Below are 13185 nucleotides of genomic sequence, written 5' to 3'. Positions count from 1 at the left end.
TGTCAGTGTCCCGCGCTCTGGCCGCCGTCGACGTGCAGGATCTCGCCGGTGACGAACGGCGCGCCTTCCAGGTAGACGACCGCGTCGACGATGTCGCCCGGGTCGCCGATCCGGCCGACCGGGTGCAGGGCCGCCAGGGCCTCGTGCGTCGAAGCCGGGTGCATCGGGGTGCGGATGATGCCCGGCGACACCGCGTTCACGCGGACACCGCGGGTGGCGTACTCGACGGCCAGTGACTTCGTCACCGAGTTCAGGCCGCCCTTGGTCAGCGCCGCCAGGGCCGAGGGCACCGCGCTGTTCGCGTGGTCGGTCAGGCTGGTGGTGACGTTGACGACGTGCCCGCCGCCGACCTCGAGCATCGCGGCGATCGCCCGCTGGGTGACCTCGAAGAAGCCACGCAGGTTGACGCCGGTCACCAGGTCGAAGTCGGCGCCGGTGTAGTCGGTGAACGGCTTCGCGACGAAGACGCCGGCGTTGTTGACCAGGGTGTCGACGCGGCCGAACGTGGCCAGGGCCTGGTCGATCACGCGGGCGCCGACGGCCGGGTCGGCGATGTCGCCCGCGACAGCCAGGATCCCGGCATCGCCTGACGGGGTGATGGACCGCGAGTTCGCGACCACGGCGTAGCCGAGCTTGCGGTACGCCTCGACCAGGGCCGCGCCGATGCCCTGCGAAGCGCCGGTGACGACCGCGACCTTCTGGGTGCTCATTTCTGTGGACCTCCTCGAAGTGGTGCTTCCGAAGCCGATGGTGTGCCGGACCCGGGTGCTTCGCCACGACCGGTTCGCTTCCACTTGGGAGGCGCAACCTCCCACCGCATTAAGCTGCCGCCATGGAGCTACGCCAGCTTCGGTACTTCGTGGCCGTCGCCACAGAGCTGAACTTCGGCCGGGCCGCCGAACGGCTGCGCATCGCCGGGCCGTCGCTGTCCCAGCAGATCAAGGCGCTGGAACGGGACCTCGGCGTCCGCCTCTTCGACCGTGACCGCCGTTCGGTCACGCTGACCGAGTGCGGGGAATCGCTGCTGCCCCAGGTCCGGGCGCTGCTGGAGCAGGCGGACGAGCTGCGCCGGTCGGCCGCGGGGATCGCGGCGCGCGAGCCGGTGCGGCTGGGCTACGTGAACTGGCGCCCGGCCGACCTGCTCGATCGGGTGGCGGGCGTCGCGCACCTGCACGTCGACACGTGGGTGTTGCCTTCGCACACCCAGTTGCGCCGGGTGGCCGACCGGAGCATCGACCTGGCGATCTGCTGGGCGCGGGCCGCCGACCTGGCCGAACTCGGGCTGGCGGCACGCCTGATCGGTGCGGACCGGCTGTACGCGGTCGGCACCGGCACCGCCGAGGTCGCGGCCCGGGACGTCGTCGTGCTGGTCGACGCCGACACGGCCAGCTGGGCGTCGTGGAACGCCTACGCCGAGGAGTTCGCCCGGGCGACGGGCGCCGAGGTGGTCCACACCGAGGACGGGGGATCCACGGGCCCGGCGCTGTTCGACCACGCCCGCCGGCTGCGGCGGCCGGTGCTCAACAACCCGAAGGGCCAGACGACGCCGGTCCCGCCGGACCTCGGGCGGCGGCCGGTGGTCGACCCGGCGCCGGTGTGGACGTGGTCGCTGGTGTCCCGCCGCGACGAGACCCGCCCGCCGGTCCACGCGGCCATCGCGGCCCTCACCCGGGACGTCGGCTCCCTGGACCTCGCCACCGGCTGGCTGCCCGCCGACGACCCGCACGCCACCGAGCGGGATTTGGCCGGATGAGAACACCCGTCATGGCGAAGCGCGCTGTCGGCGGCATGAGAGCGCGAGGTGTGATCACTGGAATACTCCGGTGATGACCGATCTTCCGGCTGACGTGGAGGCGCATTGCCAGCGTCTGGCGGCGCAACACCACTGGCCGCCGGAGACCGAGGCTGCATTCCGGGCGACCGTCGCGTGGTACCGGGCGCTGGATGAGAGCTCCGAACCTCGTCAATACTTCGAGCAGGTAGCTCACGAAGGCCTGGTCGACAAGGGAGCTCGCTGGCTGTGGGAGGCCATCGTCGTCAACGACGAGACAGTGGCTGTCAGGCAGATCGAGCTGGGTTCGTCCGGGGTCGCTCGCTGCTACTGGTGGCGACATCTCGAGGATGACGCCGGCGGACTCACCGATCAGGCGCTTGACCTCGCCGAACCCGGCCTCGCCGCAGTACCCCGCTCTGTGTTCCGTGCGCTGTGGAAGAGCGGGTTGAGCGCACCTAATAAGTGATGAACGATGATGTCGGTGTGTCCCGCCGTCGTTGGTTTCCGTGGGCCGCTGCGGGTGCTGTGACGGCCGTGGCCGGCGGTGGCACCTTGTGGGTCGGGCTGTTGCGAGCCCAGCAAGCAAAGCCTCTGGCATCGGTGACGAACTCCGTCGTCGATGCGACGAACATCGACGTGGTACTGCAGGCCGGATCTATAGGGGGTGCGGTCACAGCCGGCGACGGCAACCTCGTCGGGGACCATGATTTGGTGGCCGGTCCCGGTGGGATCGTCGCCGGACCGGGCGTGCAGGCGTGGAGCGCCGGCCGGTCGGCGTTGCTGCCATGACGTCCGGGCTGACGCAAGGATGCGAGGCTGTGGCCGAGTCAGGTCACCTGATGCTCCGACCGCGCAGCAGCGAGCCGTTGTCGCTCGGGTTGCCGGCGGTCGAGAGGAAGGCCGTTCGTGGCGCCATCGGCTACTGCGTCCTGGTCGACGGCGGACGAGGGTCTGAAGGCGAGCCGGAACTGGCGTTCGAGCTGCTACCGCCGAGTCTGACGTCGGGTGTACGCGACGGCAGCTTCGTCGGCAATCCTGGATGGGCGAGCTTTGAGGGGGCCGCCCGCGCAGCGGCGATGGCGTCAGCTGGCCCATTCCGGTCTCGTGTCCGCGGCTTTCAGTGGCGCCTGTCGCCGGCAGGCGGCAGTGCCCGGCGCGATGTTCGGCGATCCGCATATCGTCAGGGCGTGGTGTGTCGGTTGCAGGTTGCTTCGGCCTGCTCCAGCCAGGTCAGGTACCAGCGGTCGAATGTGACGCGGTCGGTGGCGTCGGCGTGCGGGGAGACGGGACCGTCGGAGGCTCGTTCGTCGAGCCACACGTGGCCGGCGTCCGGCCCGTTGACCACCAGCAGGTCGTAGTAGCCACATCCCTGGTGGGACAACGGGATAGTGCCATAAGTGTCGGCTTCATCGCGATGCTCCCACGCCTGCACGAGTTCCGCGCGCCGGCGCACGGCCTCGGCGTGGTCGGCCGGGGTCGGGAACTGGTCAGGCGCCGGGACCGCATCGAACTGTGGCCACGGGTCGGGATGGAAGGCGTCGCGGTGAGGAAACGCGACGCGCAGGTTGAGCTGGGTCGGCCGTCGCCATTTGTCGCCGGCCCAGTGAGCGATCCCGTCGATCACCCGGAATCCCAGTAGTCCGTAGTACGGGCCCGCCCCGGCGGCGGCGACCTCGGTCAGGAAACTCCGGTACGGAAGGGGCAGGGTTGCGCCGGCTCGTGTCTCCCAGTCAAGGAGCTGCTCTCGTGTCAGGGGCGAGTCCAGCGCGAAGCCGTGGCCTGACGCGCCGAACACCTCGGCTTTGGCAGGCCGACCTGCCAAAGCCTCGACTCGTCTCCGCACACCCGCCCAGATCCCATGCACTGTCCGAGTTTACGCACTTCGAACGATGAACTGCCGACTCGCCCGCTCATCGGCAGAAGCGACCTCTGTGCGCTGGAAAAGGAGCGGAGGACCGTCGCGTGGTCTGCCACGATGGGCCGGTGGACGTCGCATGGCCGGAGCGGCGCGAGGATGTGGTCGCCGCACTCAGGGTTCTCGCAGCCGAGGCTCCTGCGCTGGGGGTTGTGGGTCGGGATCCGCGGTTTCCCGACCTGACGAACGCGGTCCACTGGCTGGTGGATGACACTTCGTGGGATTCGGAGGATCCGGTCGCGTCTGTCGGGACGATCCTTCGCGACGGTGCTGAGGCCGAGGTGATCCGCGCGGTCGTGGCCGCGGTCGTCCTCGTGTCGGATCGTCAAGGTGCCGCGGCTTCGGATGCGGCCTGGTTCGGTGATCGTGGCTGGTGTGAGGTCCGGCGGCTCGCTGCCGAGGCGCTGTCCTGTCTTGCGCCGTGACGGCGCGGCCGGCGGCGGCGCGCAACGTCCGTTCAGCGGTCGCCCGGCACCTGCCGGCATCCGGGTGGCCGGGTTCGGCGACGACCCGGTTTCCGGACCTCACGTCGTCGTCGTGAGCTGCGGCAGCATGCCGCGCCGTCACCACATCCACCCACGAGAATCACCGTGGCCGGTCCGTGGGACGCAACGATGGGGGAGCGAGCGGGGACAAGGGGGTGTGACATCGATTGTGGATCAAGGGTGGGGGCGAAGGATGCAGTCCGACGACAGCCCGGACGATCAAGACCCTCCTACCGGCAGTGACCAGGCACTATGGGCGCGAGCCGCAGGCGGGGACATCGCCGCGTTCGGGGAGTTGTTCGGCCGGCACGCCGGCGCGGTGTGGAACTACGCCTACCGGCTGACCGGGTCGTGGTCGGCGGCCGAGGACCTGACGTCCTCGACGTTCCTCACCGCGTGGCGACGCCTCGGTGACGTGACACTGGTCAACGAGAGTGCGCGGCCGTGGCTGTACACCGTGACCAGCAATCTGGCTCGCCGTGAGCAGCGCAGGCTGGGCCGGTTCTCCAGTGCGCTGTCGCGCCTGCCGCGGGGTCGGGTCGTTCGTGATCACGCCGAGGACGTCGCCGAGCAGGTCGACGCGGACCGCCGGTTGCGGGTGGTCCTGGACGCGGTCGCCACGTTGCCTCGCGCTGAGCGGCAGGCGGTCGAACTGTGCCTGCTGGGTGACCTGTCCACCGCGGCCGCCTCCGCCGTCCTGGGGATCACCGAAACGAGCGTGCGCGCCCGGATCTCCCGGGCCCGCAGCCGCCTGCGCGGCCTTCTGCAAGACACCACGCCCACCGTACTGACCACCGAGGAGCCGTGATGATCGACCTGCCACCGGACCGTCCGATGCCCGATCACCTGCAGAATGCCGTGTGGGACCGGGTCGTATCGGAACTGCCGGGCCGGCACCGCAGGAAGCTGGGCACGCCCTTGACGGTCGCCTCCGCGGTCGGTGTCCTCGCGGTGGGCGCCACCGTGCTGTTCGGACCGGTGCGTGAGCCGGGTCCGGGCAGCATCGCGGCACCGGCCGGCACCGGATCCGAGTCTCGTGCTCAAGCCAAGCCCGCACTCGACGCCGGGAAAGTGAAATTGGTCAGGGACTGCGTCAGCGCCACCCTCGCCTACGGGTATGCGGTGCCCGATCGGGACAGCTGGCGACCGGCCGCCGAGATCGACACGGATACCCGGCACGGATTCCTGGTCATCCGCAACGACACGTCCGCGGCGGTCTGCATCATCGACGATGGCGTGGCCGTCGGCATGATGGGTGCCGACGTCGACGGAATGGCCGGCAAGCGCTTCGGCTACGCCAAGCTCACCCCCGAGCGTCCCTTCAACTGCTTCACCGGCATCGGTGGTCTCGACGAGCCGACGTTTCAATTCGGGATCGTGACCGACGATGTGACCGCGGTTTCGCTCGTGGATCCGGACGACTCGGTGTATCCCGCGACGGTGCGCGACGGCACGTTCGCCGTGAAGATCAACCACGACGCACGCTACCGCGGCAGCTACCGCGCCCGAATGACCATGAAGAACGGGCATGTCCTCGAAGCCCCGTTGATCTTGAAACCCCGTTGAGGTAGCGGGAATCCGCGCCGGGTTCTCGTGCCACGTTCCTTCTCCGGCGATCGCCTGGCCGCGGCCCACCAGCCCCGTCGCTGCGTATCCCTGGCTGGGGCAGGCAGAGAGCGGAGCCGTCGGTCGATACTGGATCCATGACCGGAAAGCCACAGCTCGGGGACTTCCTCAAGGCCCGGCGATCGCAGCTGCAGCCGGAGGACGTCGGGATTCTCACGTACGGCGAACGGCGGCGGGTGCCGGGGCTCCGGCGTGAGGAGCTGGCGCTGCTCGCCGGGGTGAGCGCGTCCTACTACACGCGGCTGGAGCAGGGCCAGTCGTCGAGTGCCTCCGCTGAAGTCCTCGACGCGCTGGCCGTGGCGCTGCGGCTGGACGAGTCCGAGCGGCGGCACCTGCACGACCTGGCCAAAGTGGACCGGCGCCGTTCTCGGAACCTCGGGCCGGTGCGAGAGAGCGTCACCGTGGCAGCCGGTCAGCTGCTGGCAGCACTGGCCGATGTACCGGCGATCGTGCTGGGCCGCCGCGCGGACGTGCTGGCCTGGAACCGGCTGGGGCACGCGCTGTTCGCCGGTCACCTGGACTTCGGCGCTCCGACGACGCCGGCGGGGCGCCCGAACATGGCCCGGCTGGTCTTCCTGGACAGCCACACCCGTGAGCTCTACACGGACTGGCCGGGCAAGGCGCGAGCGGTGGTCGGGAACCTGCGGTTGGTGGCGGGAGGGCAGCCGGAAGACGCCGCGTTGTACGCGCTGGTGGGGGAGCTCACCTCGAAGAGCGCCGAGTTCGCCGCCATGTGGGCCGATCACCGGGTCAAGGCGTGCGCTGTCGCCGGCTACGAGATGCGACATCCGCTGGTCGGGACGCTCACGGTCCTGCAGCAGACTTTGAGCAGCGGCCCCGGTCCTACCGTCGTGGTCGCGACGACGGAGCCGGGCTCGTCTTCGCAGGCGGCACTGACGTTGCTCGACCAGGCCATCGACCACGATGCCTTCCCAGCGCCGTCCCCTTCGCGGAAGGACCAGGAGGTCTGACCTCACCCGCCCGGGTCACCCGGCCCGGGTTTCGCACACCTGCGCGTCAGCAAGTCGCTGACGCACGCCCTGAGAACAGTGGAGGAACCATGGACAAGAAGCTGTTCAAGTCGGCTGTGTTGTCGACAGTAGTTGCCGCGGCGGCCATGACCGCTATGAGCCTTACCCCGGCTTCGGCCGCGTCGGCGCCGTTGTGCGGCGCGAGGATCGCCGTGCACTTCGATCTGGCCGCAGGCCAGACACCGGAGAACGTCGCATTGGCTCCGGGCGGTGCCTTGGCGGTCACCTTCGCCAAGGGCCGCCAGATCGCGGAAGTGTCTCCGAGGGGCGCGGTTCGCGTTCTGGCCACCCTGCCCGAGCCCGCTGATCGTGGCGCCCACACCCCGGCCCTGGGTTTCCCGCTGACCGTCGGGATCACCCGCGCGGCGGACGGCACCCTGTACTTCCTCTACGCCACCGGCACATCCGATCTCACGGGTGTGTGGCGCCTGCGCCCCGGTGGCCGTCCCGAACGGATCGCCTCACTGCCGGCCAACGGCCTGCCCAACGGATTGGCGCTCGATCCGAGCACCGGCATGCTGTACGTCTCCGATTCGGTCCTGGGCACCATCTGGCGGGTGCCCAGGACCGGTGGAACGCCCACTGCTTGGTCGACGGCCCCGGAGCTCGCGGCTGAGGGCTTCCTCGGTGTGAACGGGCTGCAACTGCGCGACGGGTCGGTCTGGGCCACCAACCTCGACAAAGGCACCGTCCTGCGTATCCCGATCCGGCGGAACGGCAGCGCGGGCGAGACGCGGACCGTGGCCACCGGACTGACCGGAATCGACGATTTCGCCTTCACCGGCAACGGAAACCAGCTCCTCGCGACGCTCGATGCGCCGAACGAAGTCGTGCTCGTCCAGCCCGACGGCAGTCACTCGACCGTGTTGACCGCCGCCGATGGCTTGCAGAATCCCACGTCGGTCGCGGTGCGGGGCGACACCGTCTACGTGCTCAGCGCCGCGTACGTGACCGCCGACGACCCGAACTTGACCGTGGCCCACCTCGGCCGCTGACGACTTCGCCAGACCGCGGCCGGCGGGCGATCACCGGCGCTCAAGGGTTGTAGTCCACGAGGACCCGAACGCGGTCGAGGCGCCGCACGCCCAGGTCCTCCCGCCGGATCATCCAGAAGATGTCGGCGCCCGGCGCCCGGTAGATGGCGCACTGGGCCAGCAGGACCCAGTCCTCGTCGCTGGACGGCACCGCGTCGGGATCGGGCGGATGCCCGGATTCTTCCGAGAAGGCGGCCTGGCGAGCGGCCTCGTGGACCGGGTCGAAATCATGGCTCATGCCGTGCCCGCCCAGCATCAAGGTCGGGTAGTCCCACAGGTCTTTCCACAGCTCGGCCAGTGCTTCGCCGTGCGGATGTCCGGGCATCGGTGCGAGGTACCCGGGCGGCGGGACCGAGATGTGTCCATCGGTGGGGAGGCACACGCCGAGGGACAGGTGGATGTCGCCTTGGGGATATTCTTGGAGAATCTCGGCGGTGTCCTCGTGCACGTTGTCGCTGAGCCAGCTCGCCGGGCGGTGTTCTTCGACCGCCGTACCTTCCGGAACGTATACGGCGCTGCCGCTTTCCTCGTGGTCCGGATATCCGAAGAGTAGCAGTTTGCCGTCGGGCGGCAGCGGGATGTCCGTCGCTTCCTCGGGCAGGGCGGCGCAGTCGATGGTGGCGACCAAGGGGCACGAGGGCTCCGCGGCGTCGGCGGGAAGCATGATCGGTCCACCGAACCGGCCGACGACCGGACCGTCCCCGTCCGCGGTCAGGGACGCGAACGGACGGACGAGTGCCATCCACTTTCCCACCTCCGTGGCCGGAATGCCCTGCGCGAGCGCTTGACTCTGGAATTCGTCGAGGATCTGCGTGTTCCGGGAGTCCATGGCGCGCACCGTACCGCCAGGCCGGTGTGCGCCAGTTCGCCGCGGGAACCCCGGAAAGAGCCGCGGACCGGGTCGGCAGGGCCCATTGACGCGGTTGGCTAATGCCGCTAGCTTTACGCTATCGACGTTAGCCAGTCCCCAGGAGTGCATCGTGACCGAGTACCTGAGCATCGCCGGCAACACCATCGCCTATGACGTGACGGGGGAAGGGCCCCTGGTCGTTTTGGCGCACGGTATCGGCGACAGCCGCCACTCCTACCGGTTCCTGGCCCCGGCGTTGGCCGCGCAGGGGTACCGGGTCGCCAACGTCGATATCCGCGGGTGTGGTGACTCGAGCGTGGGCTGGGACGGCTACAGCCGCACGGACATCGCCGGTGATCTGGTCGCGCTCGTCCGCCGGCTGGGTGGCCCGGCCGTGATCATCGGCCAGTCGATCAGCGGGGGCGCCGCGACCATCGCGGCTGCCACCGCGCCGGAGGTGATCGCCGGGGTGATCGAGCTGGCGCCGTTCACCCGGGCGCAGCCTTTCGACCTCGGTGGGCTGGTGCGGGTGAAGCGTTTCCGGACCGGTTACACCCAGATGGCCTTGGTCATCATGCGTGGAAGACTGGCGAACTGGACGAAGTACCTCGATCTGGCGCTGCCGGTCAAGCCGGCCGACTGGGACGGTGAGCTGGCCCGGATCGAAGCGAAGTTGAGTGAGCCCGGCCGGATGCAGGTGCTGCAGGCGATGTGCAAGACCAGCCCGGCTGACGCCGGTGAGCAGTTGGGCAACGTGAAGTGCCCGGTTTTGATCATCGAGGGCAGCGCCGACCCCGACTGGGCCGACCCTCGTGCAGAAGGCGAAAAGATCGTCGCTGACCTGCCACAGGGTCTTGGTGAGCTGGCGGTCATCGACGGGGCCGGGCACTACCCGCACGTCCAGATGCCGGATGAGGTCGTCGCGCTGGCTTTGCCGTTCCTGGGCAGGACGTTGACTCGTGCCTAGGGCCGGGCTCACCCCGGCGATCGTGACTGAGGCCGGGGCCGCGCTGGCCGACGAGGTCGGCTTCGCGCAGCTCAGCATGGGCCTGGTTGCCGAGCGGCTCGGGGTGAAAACTCCGTCGCTGTACAAGCACGTCAGCAGTCAGGCCGACCTGGTTCATCGCATCGCTGTCCTGGCGGCGAACGAGCTCGCTGACTGTATTCGGGACGCGACTCAAGGGCGGGCCGGTAGTGAGGCCTTCACCGCGGGGGCGCAGGCGATGCGGCGGTACGTGAAGGACCATTCCGGCCGGTATGCGGCGGGCAACGCCGCCCGTCCGGCCGGGCCTGAGGACCCGCTGATCGCGGCGCTCGGCCGGGTGCTGGCTTCGTGGGCGGCGATGCTGCACGGGTATCGGATCGACCCCGGTCAGGAGATCCACGCTCTGCGGATGCTGCGCACCATGCTGCACGGGTTCGCGACACTGGAAGCGGCCAGCGGGTTCCGGATCGACGCGGACGTCGAAGACAGCTTCACCTGGATGGTCGACTTCGTCGACCGCGGCCTGCGGTCCTTGGACCGATGACTTGCCGTGTTCCACGGCCCTTTTGACAGGAGTTGCGAGGTCCGTGAGCGACCCGAACATCGTCGACGAACCCGAGGACACCAGGGTCGAACGGCACGCGAGCTGGGCCGAGCTGTTCTTCGACCTGGTGGTCGTCGCGGGCGTGGCGGCCTTGGCGCATGTGCTCGGCTCCGGCCCGGACCTCGCGGCGCTCGGTCTCTACGCACTGCTGTTCCTGACTTTCTGGCTGTCATGGACGACGTTCATGCTGTACAGCAACGTCGCGGCCGGGAAGACGCGCATCACCCGGCTGCTGATCGGGATGTTCGGCCTCGGGGTGATGGTCGCGTCCGTCCCGGGCGTGGCGCACTCGGTGCTCGGACACGACGGCGACCTCCGCCCGCTCACCGTGTTCGCGATCGCGTACGTCGCCACGCGCATCTACGGGTCGAAGTCGTGGAGCAAAGGCGAAGTACTCCTGGACTTCCCGGTGGTGCAGGCCTCGGCGGGACTGCTGCCCTGGATCGTGTCGATCTGGGTCGACGGGCAGGGGAAGCTCGTGCTCTGGGCGGTGGGGATCGGCCTCGACCTGCTGTTGATCCTGGTTGTGTCCGGCGACCGGATCCTCAAGCGGATCCAGGCGAAGTTCGCCGCGCAGGCCACCACCCGGCGCCGACCACGACGCGACCTTCGACCCGACTCGGACGTGCCGGCGATTCACGGGGTGTCCGTCGATCCGGCGCACTTCTCCGAGCGGCTCGGACTCTTCGTGATCATCGTGCTCGGTGAATCGGTGGTGCAGGTCATCGGCGCCGCGGCCGATGCGCACTACGACGTCGGCCTGCTGGCGACCGGATTGGCGTCGTTCGTGTTGCTGGCCGGCATGTTCGGCTTGTCCGTCGTGTTCGGATACGCCGGCTTGCCGCACCTGCGCGCCGGCCGCATCCCCGCGCGCGCCGCCCTGGGTCTGCACTGCCTGGTCACCGGAGTCGTCGCCACCGTGGCGGTGTCGCTCTCATCGGCGGTCAAGCACGGCTCCGATCCGCTGTCCGATCAAGGACGCTGGTTGCTGTGCGGCGCGATCGCGGCCTACTTCACCCTCGGCGTGGTCACCGGTGTGGCCAGCCACAGTTCGGATCTGCAGAGGACGGCCTCGCGAATCATCACCGGCATCGCGGTTCCCCTTCTGCTGGGCTTGCTCGCGACCGACGTCGCCGGCCGGACGCTGGTGGTCTGCATCGCCCTGGTGGTACTCGCCCATCTCTGGTTCGAACGGCGATTGACACCGATCCCGGGCCACGTCTGAAGAATTGCCCGCTAGGCTGTCGATCGGACAATTCCCGGTCGGTCGTCGCGGCGTTGCCCGAGGAACTTTCCTTCTCGGGAAAGGCTGTCAGCGTGATGGTTGTGGTGCGGCGACCGGTGGCTGGGTCGTTCCCGGCTCGCGCCGGGCCATCGTCTGGCCGGAAGCGCCCGTCACCGGCGCTTCCGAGCCTGTTTCGGACCGGTGGCGAACGTCGACAGGCCGGCTTCGAGCAACCGGGCCGCCCGCTGGACATCTGTGGTGACCGCGCGCTTGACCTGCTGCGGGGTGCGCTTTCCGTCCAGGTGCCGGCTCAGGCTGCCGAACTGGATCTGCCACAGCCCGAGCAGCGCCGTCGCCGCGATCTGCGGTTCGGGATCGTCGGCGCGCATCCCCGCCCGGTCGGCCAGCACGGTCACGGCCGCCGCCGCCAGTTGCTCGGTCGTGTCCCGTTGATGAGCGCGCAGCGCCGGAGTGGTCTGGATCATGTTGTTGAACCGGGCAAGCTGAGCGCCGGCCTCGGCCGGGTCGTCATGACCGGTCAGCCAGGACGTCAGGGCCTTCAGCTCGTCCGTCAGGATCCGCAGGGCCGCGTCGACGGGCGTGACCTCCGGATCCGCCAATCCGGTGCGCAGCACATCCATCAGGGCGTCGGGGTGGTCCAGAACCAGCGACTCCTTGGTGGGGAAGTAGTTGAAGACCGTCTTCTCGGACACGTCGCACGCCGCGGCGACCTCGGCCACGCGAACAGCCTCGAAACCGCGTTCGAGGAACATCGCCGTCGCGGTGTCGGTCAGCTTCTGCCGTAACTGCCGTTTCTTGCGCTCACGCAGCCCCTCGGACTTGGTCGCGTCGGACTGCGTGGTCCAGTCCACGGTCTTCACCCTCATGGCGGGGAGTGTAGGCGGCAGGTCCCGAATTTTCCAGCGACGCGAATTTTTCAGTCCCGCGGTCCTGATCGAGCCCGCCTCGATGGCACAGGGTGACTGACGTGTTTGCCGATCGGCCGGAGTGTTGTTACAGTCGCTATAAAGATACTGCCGCACGACCAAGGAGAACCCCGGTGAGTGACATGAAGATCGTGCGCGACTACCCCCAGCCGCGGCAGATCGTCTGGCGGGCCTTGACGGACCCGGCGCTGGTGCCGCTCTGGACCTCGACCGGCCAGGGCGGCCGGCCGGAGGGGTTCAGGACGGAGGTCGGCGCCAGATTCCGGTACATCGGCAAGCCCTTCCCCGGGTGGGACGGCATCGTCCGCTGCGAGGTCCTCGCCGTCGAGGAGCCTCGGCTGCTGCGCTACGACTGGCGCAACAAGGAGACCGACGAGCCGACGGTCGTGACGAACGCGCTCGAGGACCTTCCCGGCGGCGGCACGCGGCTGACCTGGGAGCACACCGGCTTTCGGGGCGTCGAGGGCATGGTCATGTCGAAACTGCTCGGCCGCGTGCGCCGCAAGATGCTTACCGAAGGGCTCCCGGCCGTCCTCGACGACCTCGACCAGGACGGCAATCTGCGTCCGGGCAGCGCGGCGCGCCCCGAGCGGTGACGCGTCCGACCGGCGAGGGCGTCGGCCGCCCGGTCAGGAAGATCCCGGCCGGCACCAGGGGAAAGGTCTCGCTCGGCAGCTGACATTCCGGCCGGATATTTCGCGAGCCAGGC

General features: G+C 69.1%; 16 protein-coding genes. 12 read left to right on the top strand and 4 right to left on the bottom strand.

Features of this window, described 5'->3' with window-relative positions:
- Positions 1–2: 2 nt before the first annotated feature.
- Positions 3–710, bottom strand: a complete 708-nt coding sequence (locus AB0M30_RS13470; protein ID WP_364583713.1) for an SDR family oxidoreductase — start codon at positions 708–710, stop codon at positions 3–5.
- A gap of 122 nt (positions 711–832) precedes the next feature.
- Between AB0M30_RS13470 and AB0M30_RS13465 the strand changes: the two genes are divergently transcribed.
- The 3 genes from AB0M30_RS13465 to AB0M30_RS13455 all read left to right on the top strand — a co-directional run bounded on the left by AB0M30_RS13465 (position 833) and on the right by AB0M30_RS13455 (position 2563).
- Positions 833–1753 (top strand): LysR family transcriptional regulator, encoded by a 921-nt coding sequence (locus AB0M30_RS13465; protein WP_364583711.1) that lies wholly within the window; start codon positions 833–835, stop codon positions 1751–1753.
- Positions 1754–1826: 73 nt separating this feature from the next.
- Complete coding sequence (locus AB0M30_RS13460) at positions 1827–2240, top strand: hypothetical protein (protein ID WP_364583708.1); 414 nt, start codon at positions 1827–1829, stop codon at positions 2238–2240.
- Positions 2240–2563, top strand: coding sequence for a hypothetical protein (locus AB0M30_RS13455; RefSeq protein ID WP_364583706.1), 324 nt, complete (start codon positions 2240–2242; stop codon positions 2561–2563). The genes AB0M30_RS13460 and AB0M30_RS13455 overlap by 1 nt, the downstream gene beginning before the upstream one ends.
- A gap of 391 nt (positions 2564–2954) precedes the next feature.
- On the opposite strand, the gene AB0M30_RS13450 is transcribed toward AB0M30_RS13455, so the two are convergent.
- Positions 2955–3398 carry a hypothetical protein gene (locus AB0M30_RS13450; protein WP_364583704.1) on the bottom strand — a complete coding sequence of 148 codons (444 nt, stop codon included), beginning with the start codon at positions 3396–3398 and terminating at the stop codon, positions 2955–2957.
- 359 nt (positions 3399–3757) lie between these two features.
- Here AB0M30_RS13450 and AB0M30_RS13445 point away from each other — a divergent pair, with 359 nt between their 5' ends.
- From AB0M30_RS13445 to AB0M30_RS13425, 5 genes are all read left to right on the top strand, one after another.
- Positions 3758–4114 (top strand): hypothetical protein, encoded by a 357-nt coding sequence (locus AB0M30_RS13445; RefSeq protein ID WP_364583701.1) that lies wholly within the window; start codon positions 3758–3760, stop codon positions 4112–4114.
- A gap of 253 nt (positions 4115–4367) precedes the next feature.
- The gene (locus tag AB0M30_RS13440) at positions 4368–4982 is read left to right on the top strand and encodes an RNA polymerase sigma factor (RefSeq protein WP_364583699.1); all 615 of its coding nucleotides are present in this window, start codon (positions 4368–4370) and stop codon (positions 4980–4982) included.
- Entirely contained in the window at positions 4982–5740 is a 759-nt protein-coding gene (locus AB0M30_RS13435; RefSeq protein WP_364583697.1) for a hypothetical protein, read from the top strand. Before AB0M30_RS13440 ends, AB0M30_RS13435 begins: the two co-directional genes overlap by 1 nt.
- Before the next feature lie 137 nt (positions 5741–5877).
- Complete coding sequence (locus AB0M30_RS13430) at positions 5878–6771, top strand: helix-turn-helix transcriptional regulator (protein ID WP_364583695.1); 894 nt, start codon at positions 5878–5880, stop codon at positions 6769–6771.
- An 89-nt stretch (positions 6772–6860) separates the two neighbouring features.
- On the top strand, positions 6861–7826 hold the full coding sequence (locus AB0M30_RS13425; protein WP_364583692.1) for a hypothetical protein: 966 nt from the start codon (positions 6861–6863) through the stop codon (positions 7824–7826).
- Positions 7827–7866: 40 nt separating this feature from the next.
- On the opposite strand, the gene AB0M30_RS13420 is transcribed toward AB0M30_RS13425, so the two are convergent.
- Positions 7867–8694, bottom strand: a complete 828-nt coding sequence (locus tag AB0M30_RS13420; protein WP_364583689.1) for a hypothetical protein — start codon at positions 8692–8694, stop codon at positions 7867–7869.
- Between the two features lie 151 nt (positions 8695–8845).
- Here AB0M30_RS13420 and AB0M30_RS13415 point away from each other — a divergent pair, with 151 nt between their 5' ends.
- From AB0M30_RS13415 to AB0M30_RS13405, 3 genes are read left to right on the top strand one after another with little or no spacing between them, the layout of a single operon-like run.
- Positions 8846–9682, top strand: a complete 837-nt coding sequence (locus AB0M30_RS13415) for an alpha/beta hydrolase (RefSeq protein WP_364583686.1) — start codon at positions 8846–8848, stop codon at positions 9680–9682.
- 22 nt (positions 9683–9704) lie between these two features.
- Complete coding sequence (locus tag AB0M30_RS13410; protein WP_364583684.1) at positions 9705–10244, top strand: TetR/AcrR family transcriptional regulator; 540 nt, start codon at positions 9705–9707, stop codon at positions 10242–10244.
- 43 nt (positions 10245–10287) lie between these two features.
- Positions 10288–11529 carry a low temperature requirement protein A gene (locus AB0M30_RS13405; RefSeq protein ID WP_364583682.1) on the top strand — a complete coding sequence of 414 codons (1242 nt, stop codon included), beginning with the start codon at positions 10288–10290 and terminating at the stop codon, positions 11527–11529.
- 170 nt (positions 11530–11699) lie between these two features.
- On the opposite strand, the gene AB0M30_RS13400 is transcribed toward AB0M30_RS13405, so the two are convergent.
- Complete coding sequence (locus AB0M30_RS13400) at positions 11700–12416, bottom strand: TetR family transcriptional regulator (protein WP_364583680.1); 717 nt, start codon at positions 12414–12416, stop codon at positions 11700–11702.
- Positions 12417–12598: 182 nt separating this feature from the next.
- On the opposite strand from AB0M30_RS13400, the gene AB0M30_RS13395 reads away from it, so the two are divergent.
- Positions 12599–13072 carry an SRPBCC domain-containing protein gene (locus tag AB0M30_RS13395; RefSeq protein ID WP_364583977.1) on the top strand — a complete coding sequence of 158 codons (474 nt, stop codon included), beginning with the start codon at positions 12599–12601 and terminating at the stop codon, positions 13070–13072.
- The last annotated feature ends 113 nt before the right edge of the window (positions 13073–13185 follow it).

The sequence above is a fragment of the Amycolatopsis sp. NPDC051716 genome, from assembly GCF_040681595.1.
GTDB lineage: Bacteria > Actinomycetota > Actinomycetes > Mycobacteriales > Pseudonocardiaceae > Amycolatopsis.
The sequence above is the reverse complement of the archived record's forward strand: the minus strand, read 5'-3'. Positions and strand labels throughout refer to the sequence as shown.